The 25,093-nt window shown below is 26.9% G+C and carries 21 protein-coding genes; 20 read left to right on the top strand and 1 reads right to left on the bottom strand.

Going from position 1 to position 25,093, the window contains the following annotated elements; translation table 4 throughout:
• The first annotated feature begins 4 nt into the window (after positions 1 to 4).
• The 17 genes from scm1 (at position 5) to SALLE_RS02745 (ending at position 21,979) form a co-directional block, all read left to right on the top strand.
• The gene (gene scm1 / locus SALLE_RS02825; RefSeq protein ID WP_115558125.1) at positions 5 to 1,255 is read left to right on the top strand and encodes a motility-associated protein Scm1; all 1,251 of its coding nucleotides are present in this window, start codon (positions 5 to 7) and stop codon (positions 1,253 to 1,255) included.
• A gap of 88 nt (positions 1,256 to 1,343) precedes the next feature.
• A complete protein-coding gene (locus SALLE_RS02820) occupies positions 1,344 to 2,975 on the top strand; it encodes a hypothetical protein (protein WP_115558124.1) in 1,632 nt (543 codons plus the stop codon).
• Between the two features lie 52 nt (positions 2,976 to 3,027).
• Positions 3,028 to 3,639 (top strand): hypothetical protein, encoded by a 612-nt coding sequence (locus SALLE_RS02815; protein WP_115558123.1) that lies wholly within the window; start codon positions 3,028 to 3,030, stop codon positions 3,637 to 3,639.
• Between the two features lie 28 nt (positions 3,640 to 3,667).
• Positions 3,668 to 5,326: a hypothetical protein gene (locus SALLE_RS02810; RefSeq protein WP_115558122.1), complete on the top strand. Its 1,659-nt coding sequence runs from the start codon at positions 3,668 to 3,670 to the stop codon at positions 5,324 to 5,326.
• A 14-nt stretch (positions 5,327 to 5,340) separates the two neighbouring features.
• Positions 5,341 to 6,072 carry an ABC transporter ATP-binding protein gene (locus SALLE_RS02805; RefSeq protein ID WP_115558121.1) on the top strand — a complete coding sequence of 244 codons (732 nt, stop codon included), beginning with the start codon at positions 5,341 to 5,343 and terminating at the stop codon, positions 6,070 to 6,072.
• A 280-nt stretch (positions 6,073 to 6,352) separates the two neighbouring features.
• Positions 6,353 to 8,821, top strand: a complete 2,469-nt coding sequence (locus SALLE_RS02800; protein ID WP_115558120.1) for a hypothetical protein — start codon at positions 6,353 to 6,355, stop codon at positions 8,819 to 8,821.
• Between the two features lie 205 nt (positions 8,822 to 9,026).
• Positions 9,027 to 9,269: a P-loop NTPase family protein gene (locus SALLE_RS02795; protein WP_115558119.1), complete on the top strand. Its 243-nt coding sequence runs from the start codon at positions 9,027 to 9,029 to the stop codon at positions 9,267 to 9,269.
• A gap of 408 nt (positions 9,270 to 9,677) precedes the next feature.
• Positions 9,678 to 12,146, top strand: a complete 2,469-nt coding sequence (locus SALLE_RS02790; RefSeq protein WP_115558118.1) for a hypothetical protein — start codon at positions 9,678 to 9,680, stop codon at positions 12,144 to 12,146.
• Positions 12,127 to 12,999: a hypothetical protein gene (locus SALLE_RS02785; RefSeq protein WP_115558117.1), complete on the top strand. Its 873-nt coding sequence runs from the start codon at positions 12,127 to 12,129 to the stop codon at positions 12,997 to 12,999. Before SALLE_RS02790 ends, SALLE_RS02785 begins: the two co-directional genes overlap by 20 nt.
• Before the next feature lie 488 nt (positions 13,000 to 13,487).
• Complete coding sequence (locus SALLE_RS02780; RefSeq protein ID WP_115558116.1) at positions 13,488 to 14,171, top strand: hypothetical protein; 684 nt, start codon at positions 13,488 to 13,490, stop codon at positions 14,169 to 14,171.
• 132 nt (positions 14,172 to 14,303) lie between these two features.
• Positions 14,304 to 15,458: an N-acetylglucosamine-6-phosphate deacetylase gene (gene nagA / locus SALLE_RS02775; protein ID WP_115558115.1), complete on the top strand. Its 1,155-nt coding sequence runs from the start codon at positions 14,304 to 14,306 to the stop codon at positions 15,456 to 15,458.
• Positions 15,448 to 16,038, top strand: a complete 591-nt coding sequence (locus SALLE_RS02770) for a hypothetical protein (protein WP_115558114.1) — start codon at positions 15,448 to 15,450, stop codon at positions 16,036 to 16,038. The genes nagA and SALLE_RS02770 overlap by 11 nt, the downstream gene beginning before the upstream one ends.
• The gene (locus SALLE_RS02765; protein WP_115558113.1) at positions 16,031 to 17,011 is read left to right on the top strand and encodes a Gfo/Idh/MocA family protein; all 981 of its coding nucleotides are present in this window, start codon (positions 16,031 to 16,033) and stop codon (positions 17,009 to 17,011) included. The genes SALLE_RS02770 and SALLE_RS02765 overlap by 8 nt, the downstream gene beginning before the upstream one ends.
• Position 17,012: 1 nt before the next feature.
• Complete coding sequence (gene deoC, locus SALLE_RS02760) at positions 17,013 to 17,672, top strand: deoxyribose-phosphate aldolase (RefSeq protein WP_115558112.1); 660 nt, start codon at positions 17,013 to 17,015, stop codon at positions 17,670 to 17,672.
• A 155-nt stretch (positions 17,673 to 17,827) separates the two neighbouring features.
• Positions 17,828 to 18,787, top strand: coding sequence for an L-lactate dehydrogenase (locus SALLE_RS02755; RefSeq protein WP_115558111.1), 960 nt, complete (start codon positions 17,828 to 17,830; stop codon positions 18,785 to 18,787).
• Positions 18,788 to 19,025: 238 nt separating this feature from the next.
• On the top strand, positions 19,026 to 20,018 hold the full coding sequence (locus tag SALLE_RS02750) for an NAD(P)-dependent oxidoreductase (protein ID WP_115558110.1): 993 nt from the start codon (positions 19,026 to 19,028) through the stop codon (positions 20,016 to 20,018).
• A gap of 77 nt (positions 20,019 to 20,095) precedes the next feature.
• Positions 20,096 to 21,979, top strand: coding sequence for a PTS transporter subunit EIIC (locus SALLE_RS02745; protein WP_115558109.1), 1,884 nt, complete (start codon positions 20,096 to 20,098; stop codon positions 21,977 to 21,979).
• Positions 21,980 to 21,993: 14 nt separating this feature from the next.
• On the opposite strand, the gene coaBC is transcribed toward SALLE_RS02745, so the two are convergent.
• Complete coding sequence (gene coaBC, locus SALLE_RS02740; protein ID WP_115558108.1) at positions 21,994 to 23,169, bottom strand: bifunctional phosphopantothenoylcysteine decarboxylase/phosphopantothenate--cysteine ligase CoaBC; 1,176 nt, start codon at positions 23,167 to 23,169, stop codon at positions 21,994 to 21,996.
• A gap of 155 nt (positions 23,170 to 23,324) precedes the next feature.
• Here coaBC and rpsU point away from each other — a divergent pair, with 155 nt between their 5' ends.
• The 3 genes from rpsU to ruvB all read left to right on the top strand — a co-directional run bounded on the left by rpsU (position 23,325) and on the right by ruvB (position 25,074).
• Entirely contained in the window at positions 23,325 to 23,489 is a 165-nt protein-coding gene (gene rpsU / locus SALLE_RS02735; RefSeq protein ID WP_025251067.1) for a 30S ribosomal protein S21, read from the top strand.
• A 69-nt stretch (positions 23,490 to 23,558) separates the two neighbouring features.
• On the top strand, positions 23,559 to 24,137 hold the full coding sequence (gene ruvA, locus SALLE_RS02730; protein WP_115558107.1) for a Holliday junction branch migration protein RuvA: 579 nt from the start codon (positions 23,559 to 23,561) through the stop codon (positions 24,135 to 24,137).
• Entirely contained in the window at positions 24,118 to 25,074 is a 957-nt protein-coding gene (ruvB, locus tag SALLE_RS02725; protein ID WP_115558106.1) for a Holliday junction branch migration DNA helicase RuvB, read from the top strand. Before ruvA ends, ruvB begins: the two co-directional genes overlap by 20 nt.
• Positions 25,075 to 25,093: the final 19 nt, after the last annotated feature.

Genomic DNA, 25,093 nt, shown 5'->3' with positions numbered 1-25,093 from the left:
TTATATGCGTAATAAAGCTTTGACAATTGCAACAATAACATCAGCAACAGCATTTTTATTTTGCTTAATTACAACTTTTTCATTAGCACCAGCAATTAATGTTGAGGAAGTCTTCCAACAATTGCGACCAAATGGGGGAGAGATTAATCAAGATTATTGGAGTCGAGTTGAGGGTAATGTTGATAATCCATTTTCTTTAGCATACTTTGCTTTAGGATTCTTTTCATTTAATGGGATGTTAAATATTGGGGTTTCTTCAAGTTTTGGAGCTTTTGTAATATTTTTAACAATTTTACTTCCGATTAGCGCTATCTTTATTTTCTTCTTTGGAGGAATTTATTGTTATAAAATTTTAATCGACCGCACCAAACAATATCGCTATGATGAGATTCGTCATATCAATCGTTTCATCATTTATATTGCTGGTATTAGTGCGATTGTATTTTTACTAATAGGATTTATAATCTTTTTACCAATGGAATCAAATTTAAAAGAATCAGGTTTATTAACAGCTTGAAGCGGAACTCACAATGACAAAGTAATTGTTAATACTAAATTAGTTCACGTTTTTGAATTTATTACCGCTTTAAAATTCATGTTTGGTGCAACTATGACCAACATCTTAAGTCCTGGAGTTAACGATCAACTTCATGAAATTGGGGGAGCTTTTAGTAACGCTAATATCAATGAATCACAAATGATTGCTGGTTTGGTTTTTCTAATCATCTTAACTCCAATTGCTTCAATCTTAGCTATTAACGCGATTGTATTTAGATTTGGGGCGATGTATTCAAATAAAAGTTACCAAGAAATCGAACACTTCCACAACTGACTTGATTATCGCGGAATCTATACTCGTCGAGAATTTCGCGAAATGATCTTCCATAACATTTGATTCTGAGTTGCAGTAGCAGGGTTTGGAATTTCAGTTTTCATCCCAGGAGTATTTCATAGATATTCAGAACCTCAAGATTATATAGTAACAGTTGTAGTTCTAGTAATCGCGGTTGTGACATTCATTCCAACAATTGTACAAAAGATTTTAATTAATAAAATTTTTAAACTACCTCAACATAAAATTATGTTTTATCAACAGTTATTATTAATATTTGTTGGAATAATTATTCAATTAGTTTTATGAATTGGATTCAAAGATATCTTTAATTATCCAGCAACATTTGCGGTTTTCATTCCAATCCTATCAATTACAATTGGTTTAATTTCGTTAACATTTTTTATCAAAACTAAAATTTAAACTAAAACAACCACTTAAAAGTGGTTGTTTTAGTTTAGCAGTGATATAATTAATATATAAAAAAGTGGTTTAAGGAAATTGAAAATAAATGAATAACATAAATCTGTTTTGAGTAAAAATTAAAAGTACAATAAAACTAAAATCATTGGTCATTGCTAGTGCCACATTTTTTTTGATTAGTTTTTTATTTTCGATTTTATTGCTTGTTAATTCATCGCGAAGCCAAGCTCAAGATTTAAGCACCAATTGATATGTGTTCTTATCTATAAAAAATGGTGGCCAAATTATTTCCTTGGGATTTGTAACTTTAATTGTTGCTATTAAATTATTTCATAAGGATAGTGAAAGTGGTATTTTAAATTTGGAATTACGAGCTGGTAAAAAAGCAATTGTGGTATTTGCGACCAACTTGCAAGCAAGTCTATTAATAATTTGGAGTTTAATCGGAATTACTTTTATTTTCGATTTAATTCTTAGTTGCTTGAATCCTTATAATTTTTTAATCATGAGATCTGTTTCAAGTTATCTATACTTTTTATTATTTGCTTTTATATTAATTGGGGCCACTATAGTATTTTCATTTATATTTAAAATTACCTATGCTTTTGTAATATTAATTTTAGTAATTTTTGGTCTCTCATTTGCAACAGCAGCTTACTCATTATTTTCCTCAGAAGAAAAAATTGAAAATAATTATGTGCAAGCAAATGCGGAATGAGAATTTTTCAACGCTTGAGAATATTATCGAATATTAAAATCAAATGATTTATACGAGGAAATGAAAGATACCAATATCAGTTTCTATCAACAAGGAATTTCCAACGATAGATATTTGAGTTACTTTAGTCTTTCAGAAGCACCCGAACAAGAATTCAGTTTTACTAAAATAATTAAGATATATGCCAATCCTGAATTCAAAATTACAAATTCAGATTATAAGGCTTTGCCTTCAATGGAAATTGGACAGTTTAATTATTTTGAATTCAAAAATGACTTCAAATTTAATAAAGTGCTTCCAGATTTAATTGAAAAAATTAGTAAATCCGATGATGAAGAGGCTATGAAATATTTGCCAATTTTTAAATATTTTAATCAAAATCAAAAATATTACCAGACTTCATTTTATTTACCAAGTCAAGAAAATTTGAATTTATTAGAGCGAAATAGATGATTAAGGGATGAGGTTTTTGAATACTATGATTATAACTATGGTGTTATGTATTCAAGTTGATTATTGATGAATTTCAACAAGGCAGTTTTTTCAATCTCAGATAACTTGATAAAATATTTATACAATTATCAAAGTTATAATAATAATTCTGATTTAACGAACTTCTTATTTAATCCTTGAACCAGAATGTCGCAAATGATGATTTTAAAATCAGATAATATTTACTTAAGCAATATATTCCAAATTCTTGATTACTCATTATTTGGAACAACAATTAATGGAAGAATAAAAATTGATTATCAATCTGATCATGAAAAAACTTTAAATGAAATAATCAAAAATGAAGATAAAATAAGAAGAAAAAATGGATTTCAACCAGATTTAATAAGCATTTCAAATTCGAAGGTAACTTCTTACTACGACTTAGTTAATAAAGCTTCATTTGTTGCAATAATGCCAGTTTGATTAATTTATATTAGTGAAATTTTTAACGGATCGGTTGTGCTAGGAATTGGATATTTTTTATATAATAAAAAATATTTAAAATAAAGGAGTACAATGAAGTCAGGTATAGAGAATATACCGGAAAAGAGGACGTATTATGAAATATTTACTAGCGGCTTTGATTTCTACTAATTTGATTACACCAGTTGTAACCGAATCAGTTTCAAGTTTTCAAAAATTATCAAGTGAAAATCAAGTTGATGTTGAGTTTGAAGATAATAAAACAAATAAAAAACTTTGTAATGGAGATGTTACATTTATTGCGCCGGCAAATTCTTACTATGCAGAAATTACTGCAGCAAGCGCTCTAAGTCAGGGTTGAAAAAAAGGTACATCAGTTAGAAATGTTTTTCTTGGTAATATAAAAGATTTTAATGAAAGTTATGAATGTATCGCGCAATATAGAGGTTTAGGAATCAAAGGGGATATGTGGGCTAATTACAAAAATGGCAAAAAACCACAAAATCTAGACGGATTTGGAGTAAATAAACAATATATAGCAAGAGATTATATAATGTTTTTTGAAACTAGGGAATTTATGCGAAAAGAAGGTTGAGCAACTCAAAAAGTTGAAATAAGTCCGGAAGTTTATATTTACAAAGATACAGGAGATGTATACCTTTCATGTTATTCGAGAGCATATTCAACAGGAGCTTTTACATCTGTAATATTAGATGCTAAAATCAAACAAATTGATTTTATTTGATAAATAACTATTAAAATAGAGCGAGGGTATCATGAAAGCAAATAATTTATATTTTAAAATGTTTTGACATAATTTTAAAACAACAATCAGAAAACCAATAATTATTATAATTGCGGTGCAAATTATTCTTTCAAGTTTAATTACCTCCGCTTTATTTTTGTTTTTATTGAAATCAACTAGCAAACCCGAGAACCAAAATATTGAATTAGCTTTAAATATCTTCGCAATAAAAAAATTTATCCAAGTCCTATTATTTGGTATTTTACAAATTGTTTTAATAGTCGAATTATTTCACAATCAAATTGCTAGTGGCAAAATAAATTTGGAACTGCGATCAGGAAAAAATAAGTTAGTAATTTATTTAGAAAAGTTTTTTGTTGCTTTTGTTTTTAGTGTGTTAATCTTACTATCAGTAATGATTTTGGATTTTTCAATAAATTATTGAAGTGATTATAATTTCATTTACTTTTACAATTTGTATTCATATTTATTCTATTTTTTCATAGTTCTTGCAGTAATGGTTATTACAATTTTCGCCACAATGGCCTTCAAATATATTAGTGCTTTAATTATTTCTATGACCTTAACGGTTTTGGTATCCTTTTCACAAATTTCAGGATTTGCCTATGCTTTTTCAAATAATACAGAAAAATTAGAATTTACCCAAAGAAGTGTTCAAGCTAATTTAGAATTAAAAATGACTTTTGACTTTTATCAAGTATTAAAAAAAGATAAAGAGTTTGAAAATTTTTATAATTATTTTGATAGCCTTTTCAAGTATGATGAATCAAACTTTGAAAAGATTTTCGCAATGGAAGAAATGGGCGATGAATATCCATTAATAATTAAAAATATAAATAAAACTTTTGAAAATGATAATGTTTATATTTTTAATTTTCAAGATGATCCAATCAGTGCTTTGCCATTCAATAGTAATTATTTTTTCAACTACAACAATTACTTAAGATATAATTTCAAGAAGAGCTTAAATTATTTAATTGAAAATTATCAAGGTAGTGAATCAGAGTTGGATTTACTTAAATTTATTTCAACTAATTTCAAATTATTTGAAAAAATCTTTTTACTAAATAATAACAGCAAGGATTTCTTAATTAGAGCAAGCGATAATTACCAGTATAAATATAATGAACAACTTTGAAATTACTTTAATCATAATTATGGGGCAGTATTTTCATCTTGATTAATTTTAAATTTCAGTAATAATGTTTTTAATATTTCAAACAGTTTAGCTAACTATATTAATGACTATAACAATCAGATAAACAAAAATTTAAAAAATAATTTAATATTTAACCCAATGGCACAATTACAAAATATGAGTCAAGGGGCTTCAGGTTCTTTGATAATAGATGGTTTAATCAGCAGTTTTCCTTTCTCAATTTTAAATTATTCTTTGAATAATAATTTTATCAAAGTTAATTATTCAAAGAGCAGTGAGTCAAATTTAGCTGAAATTATTAATGAAAAAAGCGATGAGGGGGAAGGTAATAGTTTTTGATTAGATTTACAAAATAATGAAGCAGGTTATAAATCATATTATGATTTAGTGGATAAACTAAAAGAAATCCATATTGTACCATTCTGAAGTTTGTATATATTTTACTATTGCTTTATTATTGGCATCGCAATCGGTAGTTATTTTGTTTTCAGAAAATCAATATATAATTAAGAAAGGTGATTAAAATGTTAGAAGTAAAAAGACTTTGAAAGGTCTATAAAAACGGAAGCGGAATTAGGGATGTTTCATTTAAAATTAATCAAGGGGATTTGGTAGCTTTTGTTGGTTCGAACGGGGCAGGTAAAACTACCACCATTAAAACTATTTTCAAGGAAATTAAAAGCGATACTGGTTCAGTTAAGTTTAGGGACAAATTAATCGATCGCAATAGTTTGCGTAAAATGGCGTTTTTTCCAGATTCAAATAATATTCCTTTAGATTTAAAAGTTAATGAATATGTTGAATATGTAGGATTATTATACGGCATTAAAAATAGTGAAATTGATGCAAGTCGTCAGAAGTTAATGTCGATGATGGGAATTTTAAGTCTTGGTGAATCGTATCTTAAGGATCTTTCAGCTGGAGAAAAGAAGAAAGCTATTATGGTAGCAACTTTAATTTATAAACCCGAGTTAATCATCTTTGATGAACCAACTGCAAATCTTGATGTTAAATCAAAATTGGAGTTCATTGAAATTATTAAAAAATTACATAAAGAAGGCATCACAATTATGATTACAAGTCATTTAATTGATGAGCTTCAGTTGCTTTCAAATTGACTAATTATTATTGATAATGGTAAAATACTTTATGATAAAAAATTTGATAATAAAACTCAAAGCATTTTAAAAATTCACAATAGTTTAATTGCTGAGGGTGAAAATAATTTAGAAGAATTATCAAGTTTCTACAAATAAAAATAAATAAAATTACTGATAAATAAATTCAACTTAATTAATTTCTAATTAAAAATTTATTTATCAGTTTTGTTTTTTTCTAATTTTTAAAAAAGCAACTTTAATTATTATTAAATGAAATATTGTATTTTAAAAATTAAGTGCAATAATAATTTAGCACCAATAAATTGCAACCTTTTATAAGATAGGTTGGAGAAAATAATTTGAATTGGAATAACTGGCTGCCTAATATTGTATTTTTATATAATCAATAGTCAAAAGACTAAAAAGGAGAGAATATATGAAAAGGATTTTACAAATTCTTTGTGCTATTCTCCCGATTGCATCAGCAGCAGCAGTTACAGCATCTTGCTCAGTTGTTAAAAAAGACAATTTAAATGGTTTCATTTTTAAAGATAAGTTTTTTTCAACCAAAAATGCAGCTCAGGAGTACGCTAGAAGTCTAACAAAACCTTATACAGAAGATGATACAGAATTTTCAAGCTATAAGGGATTAATATATAAAAATTATCAATCAGAAAAAATGTATGAAGAAATTTTAAAGGATCATCCTATTGTAAAAAAGCAAACTTTGCAAAATCTAGATAATTTGGATATTGATGATAGTAATAAAATAAATTCTAGAGTTTATGATTCAAGCAAATCAAAAATTGTTCAAGTTTATCGAGACTCTCACGGAAATGCAGTTAGAAACGAACAAGAGGCAATCGAAAGTTATTTATCAACTATCAAATACTGACAAAGCGATGATGAAAGCGCTAAGGATGGAGTATTTGAATTTAAACATGAATTAACTAAATTTTTAAACGATAAAAAGAGAAAAGAATTAGAATCAAGCATACAAACAGATTGTTATTCAACTTCTCAAATAGAATGCAACACAAAAGTTGATTTAATAAACTACATTAAAAAAGAAACTGTTAAAAATTTTAGTTTTGGTGATTATCATTGATCAAATAATGTAGTTCCACCATTCGAAAAATTTGACAATAAATTAATTCAAAAATACATTGATAAATATATTAGAAAATCTCATAATTCCCTGAATGGCTATGTTATTAATTTTAATTCTAATAATCAAAATTTTTATGGTGATAAAATAATATGAAGTGAGCTTGGAAAGCAATCTTTTAGCGATAAACTATCAAACTGAGAAGTTGTAGACAGTCAATCAATAAGTCCAGCTTTTGGCTCAATTCTAGCCCAATCTAAATTTTTAAATATTCTTACTGAATTTAAGAAGAATCCAAATGTAAAGGATAAAAGTTGAAGTGTTCTAAGAGATATTTTTGATAATAATTCTTCTGACTATAGCGACTTTATTAATGCCTTTAATTTAGTTTCAGATTCAGAATGAGATTCTGATGACAATATCTTAAATTTTAATCGAAAAAAAGAGGAAAAAGATTTAAATAATTTTGATGGCTTAAATAATAAACAAAAGTCACTTTTATTTTTAAAAAAAATTATGTTAAATATTGAATCATCTAACAACGATTTTAATGAGGTTAATATGAATTTATTTAATAAAAGATTTAAAGATGCCATTAAAAAATCTCTAATAGTTAATGTTACTGAAGAAATAAAAAATCCGATAAGTGAAATTTTTGATAATAAAGATTTTTTGAATATAGACATATTAGATTTATTGTTGAGTCCTAGTTTATTTAATTCAAAACTTACAAATAAAAAAAATTTTAATGACATGGTAAAAACTTTGAATATTGTGATAAATAAATTTGTAGAAAATGTGGAAAAATTACCTATAGTTAGTGAATTGCCATTTTTTAAGGAAATTTCCAAAGTATGAAAATTAAGTCAATCTTTATCTACGATTGAAAGCAAAATATTAAAAATAAATTTTGGTAATGGTCAGGAAATTTATTTTAAAGGTATGGACTTAAAATTACCAATATTTAATTATTCATTTAACTTAAACAATCCTGCAAAATACGTTTACTCAAAACAATTTTTTAAAGCACTTGTCTCAAATAAAAACGAAGAATTTTATACTTTTATGAACACGCTTCACAGTTCAAAGGAATTAGCAATAAATGCACTAAAAAATTACATAATTAGATTTCCGGAAAAATTTAGTGAAGTAAAATTGGAAATAAATTATTACCAAGAGAATTCTAAAAAGCGGGTAATAAAAGATAAAAGTCTAGAAAATTTTGAAACTCAACTTAATGAATATGCTAATGATATTTTTAATTCAAGATACAAGGACTATGCTAAAAAGGAATATACAAATGGTTTTGGGCAAACACTTGGTAGCCGCGATGAGGCTTTAACTAGTCTCAATAAAACTCTGGAAAACGAAAATTACCAATATTTATTAAAACCTACATTTAAAATGTTGTATGATACATACTATAAAAATAATCAGGAATTTATTGAAGAAAATTTAGATTATATAAAAAACGTTTTAGTATTGAAGAAGAGCGTTCTTTCTAATGATTTATTGATTTCATCAAATTTTGATCAGTTAAAAGAAAGTCCATATTTGACAAGTAATTATTTTCAAATTTATTTAAATGATCGTCTTTTGAATTTTAAAACTTATGAAGACGCCAAATATTACCTAGTTAGAAATTTGAATATTCAAAAAGGTATTTTCAATATTTATAAAAAATTTGTTATATATCAAGGAAATATATTCAGAAATTTGGAAAATTTTAACGAATATATTGAAGGCGAAATTATAGAAACAAATTCAGAGGGGAAGCATGAAAATTTTTTCAATTAAATTACTGTATTCAGTTTTACGAGAATTAGTACCTTGGTCTCCGATTTTTGTTTTAAAAACACCATCGAATAGAATTGAACTAATCAAGTAAATTCAAAGAAATTCTAAAATTCTTAATGACAAAAAAGAAATATGATAAATATATAGGATTGTTATATGGTATTAAAAAAGAGGAATTGATTATATTCGTCAAAAGTTAATGTCCATGATGGTAATTTTAAGTCTATGCGAATCATTTCTTAAGGACCCTTTAGATGGAGAAAAGAAGAAAGATATTATGGTAGCAACTTTTATTTATAAACCCGAGTTAATCATCTTTGATGAACCGACTGTAAATCTTGATGTCAAATCAAAATTGGAGCTCATTAAAATTATTAAAAAATTACATAAAGAGGGTATCACAATTATGAATACAAGTCATTTAATCAATAATCTTCAGTTGATTTAAAATTGACTAATTATTATTGATAATGGTAAAATAGTTGATAATAAAACTCAAAGTATTTTAAAAATTCACAATAGTTTAATTACTGAGGGTGAAAATAATTTAGAAAAATTATCAAGCTTCTACAAATAAAAATAGATAAAATTACTGATAAATAAATTTGACTTAATTAATTTCTAATTAAAAATTTATTTATCAGTTTTGTTTTTTTCTAATTTTTAAAAAAGTAACTTTAATTATTATTAAATGAAATATTGTATTTTAAAAATTAAGTGCAATAATAATTTAGCACCAAGAAATTGCAACCTTTTATAAGATAGGTTGAGAAAATAATTTGAATTGGAATAACTGGCTGCCTAATAATGTATTTTTATATAATCAAAAGTGAAAAGACTAAAAAGGAGAGAGTATATGAAAAGGATTTTACAAATTCTTTGTGCTATTCTCCCGATTGCATCATCAGCAGCAGTTACAGCATCTTGCTCAGTTGTTAAAAAAGACAATTTAAATGGTTTCATTTTTAAAGACAAGTTTTTTTCAACCAAAAATGCAGCTCAGGAGTACGCTAGAAGTTTAACAAAACCTTATACAGAAGATGACACAGAATTTTCAAGTTATAAAGGAGTTATTTACAAAAATTATCAATCAGAAAAAATGTATGAAGAGATTTTAAAAGATCATCCAATTGTAAAAAAACAAACTTTGCAGAATCTAGATAATTTGGATATTGATGATAGTAATAAAATAAATTCTAGAGTTTATGATTCAAACAAATCAAAAATTGTTCAGGTTTATCGTGACTCTCACGGAAATGCAGTTAGAAACGAACAAGAAGCAATCGAAAGTTATTTATCAACTATCAAATACTGACAAAGTGATGATGAAAGCGCTAAGGATGGAGTATTTGAATTTAAACATGAATTAACTAAATTTTTAAACGATAAAAAGAGAAAAGAATTAGAATCAAGCATTCAAACAGATTGTTATACTATCGGATTCACTTCTTGCTTTAAGAAGAGCGATGTATTAAGTAAAATTAAAAAAGAAACTGTTAAAAATTTTAGTTTTGGTGATTATCATTGATCAAATAATGTAGTTCCACCATTCGAAAAATTTGACAATAAATTAATTCAAAAATACATTGATAAATATATTAGAAAATCTCATAATTCCCTGAATGGCTATGTTATTAATTTTAATTCTAATAATCAAAATTTTTATGGTGATAAAATAATATGAAGTGAGCTTGGAAAGCAATCTTTTAGCGATAAACTATCAAACTGAGAAGTTGTAGACAGTCAATCAATAAGTCTAGCTTTTGGCTCAATTCTAGCCCAATCTAAATTTTTAAATATTCTTACTGAATTTAAGAAGAATCCAAATATAAAGGATAAAAGTTGAAGTGTTCTAAGAGATATTTTTGATAATAATTCTTCTGACTATAGCGACTTTATTAATGCCTTTAATTTAGTTTCAGATTCAGAATGAGATTCTGATGACAATATCTTAAATTTCAATCGAAAAAAAGAGGAAAAAGATTTAAATAATTTTGATGGCTTAAATAATAAACAAAAGTCACTTTTATTTTTAAAAAAAATTATGTTAAATATTGAATCATCTAACAACGATTTTAATGAGGTTAATATGAATTTATTTAATAAAAGATTTAAAGATGCCATTAAAAAATCTCTAATAGTTAATGTTACTGAAGAAATAAAAAATCCGATAAGTGAAATTTTTGATAATAAAGATTTTTTGAATATAGACATATTAGATTTATTGTTGAGTCCTAGTTTATTTAATTCAAAACTTACAAATAAAAAAAAATTTAATGACATGGTAAAAACTTTGAATATTGTGATAAATAAATTTGTAGAAAATGTGGAAAAATTACCTATAGTTAGTGAATTGCCGTTTTTTAAGGAAATTTCCAAAGTATGAAAATTAAGTCAATCTTTATCTCCTATTGAAAGCAAAATATTAAAAATAAATTTTGGTAATGGTCAGGAAATTTATTTTAAAGGTATGGACTTAAAATTACCAATATTTAATTATTCATTTAACTTAAACAATCCTGCAAAATACGTTTACTCAAAACAATTTTTTAAAGCACTTGTCTCAAATAAAAACGAAGAATTTTATACTTTTATGAACACGCTTCACAGTTCAAAGGAATTAGCAATAAATGCACTAAAAAATTACATAATTAGATTTCCGGAAAAATTTAGTGAAGTAAAATTGGAAATAAATTATTACCAAGAGAATTCTAAAAAGCGGGTAATAAAAGATAAAAGTCTAGAAAATTTTGAAACTCAACTTAATGAATATGCTAATGATATTTTTAATTCAAGATACAAGGACTATGCTAAAAAGGAATATACAAATGGTTTTGGGCAAACATTTGGTAGTCGCGATGAGGCTTTAACTAGTCTCAATAAAACTCTGGAAAACGAAAATTACCAATATTTATTAAAACCTACATTTAAAATGTTGTATGATACATACTATAAAAATAATCAGGAATTTATTGAAGAAAATTTAGATTATATAAAAAACGTTTTAGTATTGAAGAAGAGCGTTCTTTCTAATGATTTATTGATTTCATCAAATTTTGATCAGTTAAAAGCAAGTCCATATTTGACAAGTAATTATTTTCAAATTTATTTAAATGATCGTCTTTTGAATTTTAAAACTTATGAAGACGCCAAATATTACCTAGTTAGAAATTTGGATATTCAAAAAGGTATTTACAATATTTATAAAAGATTTGTTATTTATCAAGGAAATATATTCAAAAATTTGGAAAATTTTAACGAATATATTGAAGGCGAAATTATAGAAACAAATTCAGGAGGTCCAAATGAAAAACTTTTCAATTAAATTACTGTGCTCTATTTTAACGACAGTAGGAGCTTTATCTCCCATTTCCGCCTTAAAAACATCATCAAATAGAAATGAAATAGTTGAGGAAATTCAGAGAAATTCTAATATCCTTAAAGATGAAAATAGAATTTCATTTAATGGATTAGAATTCAGTGATGAAATTTCATTAGACAACTACTTAATAAAAAATAATTTTGTTTTTGAGAGAGAAACAATTGAAGATTTAGATTTAAGTAATTATCAAAGCTATAAAATAGATGAAAGTAAAATTATCGATTGAGAGATTGAAAACTACAATTCTTATTTCAAAAGTGAAAACGGAGTCCTTACTAATTACAAAAATGCCGCAGAAAGTTTTTTTTATAATTTAAACTGAACTAAAAAATATAGTTATGAAGGGAACAATTGATACGATAATATAGATCAGGCTAAAAATGAATATTTTGATAATGACGTTCAAGTACGAAGTTTAAAAATGTATAAATTAAATGACAATTATTTTAATCCAAATAATAAAAAAGATATTGAAAATTTCAGGAGCAGATTAGAAGATGTTTATGTAATATTTAAATCAAAAATGATTCCTTTGGAAGAAGATTTTATTTTTGGTTCAAAAGAAGATTTAAAAAGTCAGGTTAAACAAGCTGTAAAGAAAAATTTTTTTAAAAAAATAGATAATTATTCTAGCGATGAAGAAAAATATTTGTCTCTAAATTATTATAAAAATCAGAAAGAAGTTAATGTGGATACTTTAGATTTTATTCCTGGTCCAGATGATAGATTTGACTTTTTTTATCCAGATACAGACGGAAAATATGAAAGATATGAGGGGGGGAAATTGCTAATTTAAGACTTAAAAAGGGCGGTAATGATTGAATCGAATATGTTATAAATAGGGAGAATTGAAAAAAGCATTCAGGGAGAGAACCATATTGAGAAATCAATGTTTCTGATTGCAATGACGAAAAAGTAAATGTCGTTTTTAAAAATGCTCATCCAAAAACTTACGGAGATAGCATTGAAGGGCATCACCCAAATTTTGAAAAAGCTTCATTTCACTTTCATGATAAAAAAGGTATTGAAATTCACAAGGAAATTGGTTTAAAATTTACAACTGAAATTGATAACCCATTTAAAATATACTATCCAGAAATAGGAGAAGATGAGGCATCAAAAGAAAGGTGATATTCAGAAAAGGAAGATGATTTTGAAATAATTTTTGATAATTTCTACGATAAATATTTATTTGATAAATTCGATTTAGATTATAAAAGAGGTCGAAATCAAGACAGCGACTTCTATGGAATAAAAACCCAAGTCTTCAATAATAATAATTCAATGATGCCTCTAATTGAAAGGGGACAATTAGAAAAAAATAAGCATGATTTAAAGGCTATGATCAGTTTATATAAAGGTTTCTATAAACTAATAAGTAAATTTCCGTTTAAATCAAAAAATTTAATTATAGATGATAATTTGCACGAGGAATCACCAAGCGACTTTTACCAATACAATGATTTTAAAAAATATTATACATGAAACAAAGGGAAAGATTTTTCTGATATTAAAGGTGATAAAATTGAGACAAATTTAGATGATTTAAAGCTAAAATTTTTTAAGTTAGAAAAGCCGTTTTTATATAGTTATAATGAATGTCAGAATATATTTGGCAAGAAAAAAATGATAGAAGAGGATCACTCTCAACTAGCAAATAAAAATATAGATTTATTAAATATAAAACACCACTATTTTAGTAAAAAAAATAAAAATTTTTTTTTAGATAAAGATAATATTAGAACTTTGTATAGTTACAAAGACAATGACGGAGAATTTAGGAATTTCAATTCACTGAAATTAGCTCTAACAAACTACAAAGAAAAAATATTTGCTAGTGGATTAGCCAAAAATATGGCCTCTAATAAATTTATATATATCTATTTGGAAAATAATGAACCCCAAAGTTTTATATACTCTAAGGAATCAGAAATTGACGAATTTATAAATAATCATGAAAAAAATTAAAAATAACAAAATCTTTCATATTTTTTGAAAGATTTTTAAATTACCTAAATGAGATAATTTAAAATTTCTGCTAATTAAACTAAAAAAGAGTTAAAATTATTTTATATTATTGTTTATTAGAAGAGGTGCAATATGATATTAAAAAATGCCAAAATCGTATTAGAAAATAAGATAATCACTAACGGATACTTGGAAATAAAAGATGATAGGATCTTTAGAATCAAAGAGGGGAGTTGCGGACTTGAAGGGGTTGATTTAAGAGGCTCGTGAATTGTTCCGGGTTTTATAGATGTTCATGTTCATGGAGGATATGGAGTAGATTTTGAAACTGGTACAGTTGATGGATTTAATAAATTCGCTAAAAATGTAAGTCGAGAAGGAATTACTAAATATTTACAAGCTGCTGTTACAAATAGCTTAGATGATAATAAGAAAATACTAAAAGAGTTTGCTGTTTTTATTGATAAACAAAAGGGGTTGCCTCAATCACAATGTTTAGGAGCTCACCTAGAGGGCCCATTTATTTCTCCTCTTAGAAAGGGCGCTCATGCAGAAAATCTTTTAATGAATCCAGATATTGAAACCATGAAAGTTTTAATTGACCTTTCTAAAAATAACATTCGAATGCTTACATATGCAAGTGATTTACAAAATGGTGATTTTACAAAGTTCTTATTCAAAAATAACGTTATTCCAAGCGCAGGACATAGCAATATGCACGCAAGTGAATTTGAGAAAGATTATCAATTAGGATTGAGACATGTAACTCATTTATTTAATGGAATGAGCGGAGTTAGTCAGCACGAACCAGGGTTAGCAACCGCAGCCTTACTAAGAGACGACGTTATTGCCGAGGTTATTACTGATGGAATTCACATTCAACCAGAAACTTTACAATTAATTTATAAAATTAAAGGTCCTGAAGGAATTTCGATTATTACAGACGCCATGAATGCGAAAGGTTTGCCTGATGGTGACTATAAACTCGGAACTTTATCGGTGGAAAAAACGGGAATGAAGGTAGTTCTTGAAGGGACAAATACACTAGCTGGTGCCGGGGCGAATTATGATTATAATGTTCGCTATTTCCAAAAGATTTGTGGAGTGGATATGTTAGATCTTATAAAAATGACATCAATTAATGCAGCTAAACAATTGAATATTTTTGATAAAACGGGAAGTATTGCGGAAAATAAATTTGCTGATTTAGTTATTTTGAATAAGGAATTAGAAGTAGAAATGACAATTAGCGAAGGACAAATAGTTTACAAAAATAATGAATCCTAGAAATTATATTTATGCAAAATTTATTTTTACTTTATTTTTTCTTTTAAATCTAATAACATTTGTTTTAGGAATAATAGTTAGTTCAAAAAAAGATCTAAGTGTTCAATACATCGATAATGTTAGAAAAACAATATTTATTTTTCTTGGACTAATAATTTTACTTAGTATTTCTTATATAATCATCCTAATTATTTATAAAAAAAAATCAGATTATAAAATGGTTAAAATTGACAAAATTTATTTATGATTAGTTATTTCGCTAATAGTTCTTGTAATATTGTTTCAAGTGTTTTTCACAAGCTATTATATAATTAATTTTCAGTTAAATAGAATAAAAATACCTTCTATTGTTTTTTTAACATTAACGCTTATCATAAGTGTTTTAGCATCTATTTTAGAAAATTTTAGTAGGTTAAATGAAACTATTTACTGAAATCGAAAAAAGGTTTTAGAAGAAGTTAAATCAGCAGAAAATAAACCTAAAATTAAAAAAAATTTGAATTCAAAAAATTTGAAGGAAACTCAAATAAAAAACAAAGAAAATCCATTTGCGATTGAGGAGGAAACTGTTGATGATTAAAATTGCAACAATTGGTACAAGTCAAATTTGTGAGCAATTTATCGCTGCAGCACAAAAAAATGTTGCAATCAAAATTGCTTGCGTATACTCGCGGAGTATCGAAAGAGCAAAGGAGTTTATCCAAAAATGTAATATAAAAACTGCAAAAGCAGTTAATAAATTTGATGTTTTGGTTGATGAAATAGATGCAGTTTATATTTCATCTCCAAATGGATTGCACTATGAACAAGCAAAGTATTTTTTATTACAACAAAAACATGTTTTTGTCGAGAAACCTATAACTTTGAAATTTGAAGAGGCAGTTGAACTAAGCGAAATTGCAAGCAGAAATAATGTAATTTTAATGGAAGCATTCAAAACTATTCATGTTCCTCAATTTAAAAACTTGGTTGATTGAGTTCAAAATAATAACCCATTTTTAGCAAATTTATCATTTAATCAATATTCAAGTAGAATGAAGGACATCAAAAAGGGTGTTTATGAATCTGTTTTCGATTCCAACTTAGGTAAGGGTTCAACTTACGATACATTAATTTATCCCGTAGAATTAGCGGTGAGTTTATTTGGACCAGTTAAAGAGATAAAGGCAATGGCTCACTTCTTACCAAATCATGTTGGATTGAATAATACAGTTATTTTAAGACACCAAAATGATACTTTAGTTAATATTGTTAATTCAAAGGCTAGTCATGGAAAAATAGGAAGCGAACTACTTTCAGATGAGGAAACTTTAGTATTTGAAGGACTAACCAAAATAAATAAAATTTCAGTATCTCAAAGAGAGGAAAATTTAAAAACAGTCTTTGAAGCACCAAAAAATCAAGATGCATTTGATTATGAAATTCAAACTTTTGTAGAAATGGTATTAAACCTCGAATTTAATTTAAGAGACTATTTGTTAGAAATTTCAATTGAAGCAATTAGAGTACTAAATATGATCGAATTAGATCAAGAGAAAATAGGAGAAAACTAATATGAATTTAAATAAATATATCGACCACACTTTATTAAAACCAGAGGCAACTGAACCCCAAATAATTAAGCTATGTGAAGAAGCTAAAAAATATGATTTTGCAACAGTTTGTGTAAATCCTTATTGAATAAAACTGGCTAAAGAATCATTAACAGGTTCGAATGTAGGAATTACAACTGTTGTTGGATTTCCACTTGGAGTGAACACATCTGAAGTTAAGGCTTTTGAGACAACTCTAGCAATTAAAGATGGGGCAACTGAAATTGATATGGTAATTAATATCGGAGCTCTAAAAAGCCAAAAATATGATGTAGTTTTAAATGACATGAAAAAAGTAAAAGAAGCAGCCGGAAAAACAATTGTTAAAGTTATTTTTGAAACAGCACTTTTAACAAAGGAAGAAATTATTAAGGCTTGTGAATTAGCAGTTGAAGCTAAATTAGATTTTGTTAAAACCTCAACAGGTTTCTCAACAGCTGGGGCAACAATCGAAAATGTTACTTTAATGAAAAAAATAGTTAACGGAAAAGCTAAAGTAAAAGCAGCCGGAGGAGTTAGAAACCTCCAGGATGCCGAAGAAATGATTAAAGCAGGAGCCGATCGTCTCGGAACAAGCGGCGGGGTTGCTATTATCGAAGGTAAAACCAACGAAGAATATTAAAAAAATAGTTCTTTAAATATTTAAAGAACTATTTTTATGAAATTATCTTATTTCAATAATATTATTAATATAAAAGTGCTATAATTTCTTTATAAACAATTTCGGTTTTTGTTTATAAAGAAGGATAACCTAATAATGGGTAAGAGGAGAGAAAAATGAAAAAAACATCTAACAAAGTCGTTTTAGTAGGAGCTGGTGCTGTTGGGACCTCATTTATGTATTCTGCAATTAATCAAGGAATTGCGTCAGAATATGTATTAATTGATGCCTTTCCTCAAGCAGCGCAAGGGAATGCTTTAGACTTAGCTGATACAATGGCTGTTTTACCACAACCATTTACTTCAATTAAAGCTGGAGATTATTCAGATTGTAAAGACGCTGATGTAATTGTTATTACAGCAGGAAGACCACAAAAAGATGGAGAAACTAGATTAGACATGGTTGCTGGAAATGCAGTTATTATGAAATCAATCGGTGAAGAAATTAAAAAATCTGGTTTTAAAGGAATTACAGTTATTGCTTCAAACCCAGTTGACGTATTAACATTAGTTTACCAAGAAGTTACAGGATTTGATCAACACAAAGTTATTGGTTCAGGAACTACACTTGATTCAGCTCGTTTAAGAAGATTGCTTGCTGAAAAACTTAATGTTGGAGCAGAATCAGTTGATGCATTCCTAGCGGGAGAACATGGTGATTCTTCAGTTGCTGTATGATCACGCGCTTCAGTTATGGGACAACCAATTAGCAAATACATCAGCGATGGAGTAATTAAGCAAGCAGATTTAGATAAAATTAGAGAAGAAGCTGTTCACATGGCTTATAAAATTATTGAACTAAAACGCGCAACATTCTACGGAATTGGTGTTTGTTTAACAAGAATCGTTAAGGCAGTTTTGAGAAATGAACGCGCTACATTAATGGTTGGAGCTAAATTAAACGGGGAGTATGGAAATAAAGATTTATTTACAGGAGTACCTGCTATAATTGGTGAAAACGGATGAGAAAAAATTATTGAATGAGATTTAACAAAAGATGAACAAAAATTATTCAATGAATCATGTACTACATTATCTGCTGCAATTAGCAAAGCAAGAGAAGCTATTAAAAAATAGTAAAACTTTAATACAAAAAAAATTGAAACCAAACTGGTTTCAATTTTTTATTCGTAAAATTATAATCATTTTTCTGAATATTTACAATAATATTCAAATATATTTTGATTTTAAAATAAATTAAATATTTTTCCTATTTTTGTTATATTTTTTTAACAAAGATAGAATTTTAATATAGGCAATTAGATTTGTTTATGTAGAAAAGTCTTATAAAATAGGCAAATGGGGAATTTAGAAAATGAAAATTATTTGTTATGGTGTCCGTGACGTTGAAGCGGTTGTTTTTAACAAGATAAATCAAGAATATGGTTTTGATTTAACTTTGTTGGAAGATCTTTTAGATGATAAAACCGTTCTTAAAGCTAAGGGGCATGATGCAGTTTTATTAATGACAAATTGTTATGCTAACGAGGCTCGCTTAGAAATTATCAAAAATTTTGGAATTAAATATTTACTAACAAGAACAGTGGGAACAAACCACATTGATATTTTAAAAGCAAAAGAATTAGGATTTTTAATGGGCCATGTGCCAGGGTATTCACCAAATGCAATTAGTGAATTGGCATTCTCAATGGGGATGTCAATGCTAAGAAATAACTTCTATTGTTATGAAAAATTTTTAAATCAAGATTTTACAGTAGACTCTCAAATGTTTTCCACTGAAGCTCGAAACTCAACCATTGGGATAATCGGAACTGGTAGAATTGGGTTAGAAACCGCTAAATCGTGAAAGGGTATGGGAGCTAATGTAATTGGATATGATGTTTTTAAAAGTGATAATGCAAAAGGAATTCTGGAATACAAAGACTTGGAATACTTACTTGCAAATTCAAATTTAATTTCTTTACACATTCCATATATTCCGGGTCAAAATCTACACTTTATTAATAAAGAAGTAATTTCAAAAATGAAAAAAGGAGTAATAATTGTTAATACTTCGAGAGGAGAATTAATTAATCTAGAAGACTTGGTGAATGCATTAAAAAGTCAACATGTTAAACAGGCAGCTTTAGATGTAATAGAAAATGAAGATCAGTTATTTTTCAAAAAGTGAAAAAATGATATGAAATCAACAGTTCAAAAAGAATTGATTAGTATGCATCCACGAGTAATAGTTACTCCTCACATCGCTTACTTTACAGATGAAGCAATTAAAAACATGGTTGAAACCAGTTTTGAAAATATTAAAGAATTAGTTGCAACAGGAACTTGCAAAAATCCAATTAAATAATTTTTAAAAACTTCTCATTTGAGAGGTTTTTTTGTATGATTAGTTTATAGTTAATTAAAGTAGTTGAGGAATAAATAATGTCAAATCAAGAACCAGTGTCAAATTTTGCTATCAAAGATTTTAATAAAGTCATCGTTTCGGGTTTTTTTCAAAAGATCGGTTCGAGTCTTTTTGTCGTTGTTATATTAATGCCTTTTTTTGGATTATCACTTTCAATTGCAAATATTATTACAAATATCAGTCATGGACCTAATCAAGCCTCAAATGTTTTTAACATAATTGGGGGGATTTTATTTAAAAATTTAGGATTGTTTTTTTGCCTCGCATTAATATTGGGTTTCACTAAAAATAAAGGTTTTGCAATTTTATCTGGGGTTTTGGGTTATTTTGTTTTTATAGCATTTATGGGTGCTTTTATCGTTCATAACAATAATGGGACGATTAATATTTGATTTTACAAAAATCAGCAAAGCAAACTACTATTAGATAGTTTTTATGGATTAGAAACTTTGCAAACCGGAGTTCTTGGTGGAATGGTTGTTGGGATTGTTGTTATTTTGGCTTATAATAAGTTAAAAGATTTTCAAATGCCAAGTTATTTAACTTTCATTGCAAAAGAGCGTTTTGTACTTTTAATTACCCCGATTTTAGCAATTCTTTTAGGAGTTATCTTTATTTTGGTTTGACCGATTTTTGTAATCGGTTTAAATATCTTTGGTAACTGAACAACTAAATTACCATTTGGAATTGATAGTTTTATTTTCAAATTTATTCAAAGAGTTTTGGTAGTTTTTCAAGGCCAAGTTATTTGACATGGTCCATTTTGATGAACTAGTGTCGGGGGTTCTTTAATTGATTATCAATACCTAGTTTTACAAAATTATGTGATTCAAATAACCAGTTCAGCTAATAAAAATTTATTTGCACAATGAGAAATTAGTGAAGCTTTAGTCAATCAAGACCTTATTAATGAAGTGATTTACAAAATGTCGCTTAATAGTTGTGGGGACTTTATTCCATTAGTCGAAAATTGATGACAGGGAACTGGAGTTAATTTTTGAAGTGCCCAAGGTGATCAAATTGCTAGTGTTTTAGTTTTAAATAACAGCTATGTTAATATTCAAGATTTTTGGAATGTTGGTCTAAAACTTACAAGATTTACAAGCGGGGGCTTTAGTAATTCTATGATTGTTTTACCAGCTATTGGTGCTAGTTTATTTTTTAGTTTAGATAAAAATGAAAGGAAACAGAGAAAAGGCTATTATTTAATGGCAATTTTAATGTCAGCTCTTTTGGGGATTACTGAGCCAATTGAATTTCTATTTCTATATTCTAATCCTATTATTTATTTTGGTTTTTATGCACCAATGGCTGGATTGCAAGCAATGATTGCAAATTTATTAGAGATTAAAATTGGTTCAACTTTTTCTACAGGGTTACTTGATTTTGCAACTAACGGAATAATACCAAGTCTAGCTAATGGCGATCAAGATATGAAAATTTGATATATTTTTATCATCGGCTTAGTTTTTGCTTTAATTTCATTTTTGACATTTTTCTATCTATACAAAAAGGATGTTTGAAAAAAAACATTAATTCAGGATATAAGTATTTTAAAAATGAAGAATAGATTCTTACAGGAAAAACATGCCTTTCAAATCTTGAATTTATCATTTAGGGGAATCAAAAATATTTCAAAAGTCACAATGATCAATGATGAAAGTCTTGAAATAGAACTCAAAGTTGCTAAAATTGATTTGCAGATTTTAGATAAATATAAATTTATAAAAAGTTTTTCTATTACAGAAAAAAGAATTATCTTTAAATTCGATAAATCACAAATAACTTATGCGGGTAGACTTTGAATATATTCTTTAAATAAAAATCAAGAGAACTTCTCAGAAGATCGAGAAAAATATTTGAAATTAAAAAAAGAATTTAAAGCCACTAAATTGGTTTAAACTCTTTTGCAATACTACATTATTTCATTTAAAGTTTTGACGATCTCAAAAGCTGCTTCAACTTTTGACATTAATTTAAAATCAATAACTTTTTTAGTTTTAGTGATAAGAATTTTTATTTCAGTTTCTGAATTACTCATTGCTGTTGTTAGGTTTAGTATTAAGGCATCTAGATTTTTTTCATGAATTTTTTCCCATGACTTCTCTAAATTAAAATCATTTGCAAGTGAAAAACCGACTAAAAATTGATTAGTTTTAATTCTACCGAGCTCTCTTAAAACATCAACACTTCCCTTCAAGTCTATTTTATAGTTTTTTAAATCGATGCTTCTTTTTTCAATTTTTTTATCAGAAGTATTTGTAAATTCAAAATCATTAAGAGCTGCAGCGCAAATCACAACTTCTGCGGATTTAAAATTGTTTTTCATTGCTTCAAGCATTTCATAGTTGGTTTTAACTTTTTGGTAGCTATAATTATTGGGTAGGGAGAAGTCGCAATCTCCAACAACTGCTTGTGAATTAATAAGGTTCGATTCAAGAACCTTTAGAATTTCCAACCCCATTTTTCCAGAACTTTCATTTGTTAAATATCTAATTTTATCTAGATAAGTTCTGGTTCTTCCAAAATTAATCAAAAATTTCTTATCCTTTATTTTGCTAAATTTATTATAATAGTTTTTTTCAATTGTAGTTAAAACTTCTTTGGGTTCGAGTGCTCGACCAATTCCATATTCTCCACTAGCAAGGCGACCTTCTTTAGGTTCGATTCAAGAGATGTGATTTAATTTTTGCAAGGTTTCTCTATTGTTCTGAAAAATTGGGTTTAAGTACATCCTTGAATTCATGCTAGGAAATATTCATGTTTTCGTATTACTTGCAGCAAATATCAAAGATGCCAAATCATCACAAATTCCTGATGCTATTTTACCAATATAGTTGTATGTTGCTGGATAAATTATATTGAAATCTGAGTCATAGGTTTTAGAAATGTGCTCTCCAGTACTATGAGAATCATAAAATTCTTGATCAAATATCTTGCTCGAAATTTTGGTATTTTCAAACTTAGCAAAACGAAATGCATTTTTGGTTAAAATAACACTAACCTCATATTTCTCTTTTAATAATTGATATAATTCATAACTCTTACTTGCAGCTATTCCACCTGTGACAATCAAATTAACCTTTTTCATTTTATCATCCTTTTCTTTTGTATAATTTTACTAAAATTAGTGTTAATTTTCTTGAAAAATAAAATATAATTGTAATTTTTTTCAACTTTATCAACATTTTAGTTGAAATATTTCTTGAAATTTTATAAAATTTAATTGAATTGGAGTTGAAAAAGATGGCTAGTGTTACTTTACACGAAGGTGAACCAATCGAAAAAGCATTAAAACGTTTTCAAAAAGTTGCTTCAGCAAATAAAGCAGAAGCTCGTAAACGTGAATATCACTTAAGTAAAAAAGAAAAACGTATTTACAAACAAAAACAAAACCGCAAATTTGGCTAAGCCAAATTTTTTTATTTTTTATTGCCTATTTAATTGCCAAAAATACGATTAATATTAGGGGAATGAAAAATGCATTATATAATTGGTGATATTAAACAAATAGAAAAAAACTTCTTAATAATCGAAACTGAGCAAAAAATCGGCTTCAGGTTCAATTACTTTAAATCATTAGGAGATAAGGGATTTGAAACAAATATAACAAGTAATAATAAGGTCTTTGTTACAGAAATAAAGTCGGATTTTGAGTCATTTTATTTTTGCTTTGAAAACGAAAATAATCAAAGATTATTCTCAGAACTAAATAAAATAAAAACAGTTGGAATTAAGACGGCAAAATTAATTATGAAAAGTTTTGAGCACGACGAAATTATTCAAATAATTCAAGACAATGACTTTGAAAAATTAGAAGACTTAAAAAATATTGGATCTTTTACAGCTAAGGTTATTATTAATGAGTTACAAAAAGTGTACTTTAAAGTAACTTATAATTCCAAACAATTAAGTGTAATTGACAGTTTACAAAAACTTGGTTATAACCAAAGAAGAATTTATCAAGCAGTTAGTAAAATTGATAACAATTTAAAAATTGAAGAAATGTTTCAAAAAGTACTAGTTAGGGTGGTTGAAAATGAACAGTCAAGTATTTAGACCCAAGACCTGAAAAGAATACTTTGGACAAGAAAACATTATAAACAATCTTAAGGTTTATGTAAGTTCTGCAAAAATTCAAGGAAAATCTCTTGATAATATTTTAATTCATGGTCCGAGTGGAATGGGAAAAACTTCGCTTGCTTATTTAATTTCAAAAGTAATGAATCAAAAAATTCACATTTTAAATGGTCCAAGCTTACAAAAACCAAGTGATTTAATTTCCACTCTTACTTCAATTAAGGAAAAAGAAATTTTATTTATTGATGAAATTCACGCAGTTACAAAAGAGGTCTTAGAAATTCTATATCCAGTACTTGAAGAAGGTAAACTTAGTGTAATAATCGGTAAAGATTATAATTCTAAGGTTATAAATATTAAAATTCCTGATATCACAATAATTGTGGCAACAACAGAATTAAATAAATTACCGGTACCATTTTCAAATCGATTTGCGATTAACTTACACTTAAAAAACTATAATATCAAAGAAATTAGTCAAATAGTTTTTAGAGCGAGCGAAAAAATAGGTCTTAAACTTACTGAGGAATTAGCTTGTTTTTTAGCTAATCATTGTAAACAAGTTCCAAGAGTTGCGATCAATATTTTAAAAAGAATTTATGATTATATTGTTTATGAAGAAAATGATATATTAACAATTTCGCGACTAAAAACAATTTTGGAGAAAATGAATATTTATGATTATGGTTTGACTGATGTTGATATTAATTATTTATTAATAGTCAAAGAGTATCAACCCATCGGAATTGAAACAATTTCACACATTGCTTCAATTCCGATTTCTGTCATTTTGTCAGTTATTGAGCCTCCATTATTGATTCAAAACCTTATAAAAAGGACTTCTAAAGGAAGAATGCTAACAGATGATGGAATTTCTATTCTTTTCAAAAATAATTTTCACCAAAAGAAATATTAATATGCGGTAATATTTCTAA

This window comes from Spiroplasma alleghenense (genome assembly GCF_003363775.1).
In the GTDB taxonomy this organism is placed as follows: Bacteria; Bacillota_I; Bacilli_A; order Mycoplasmatales; family Mycoplasmataceae; genus Spiroplasma_B; species Spiroplasma_B alleghenense.
This window is presented reverse-complemented; position numbering and strand designations above follow the sequence as displayed.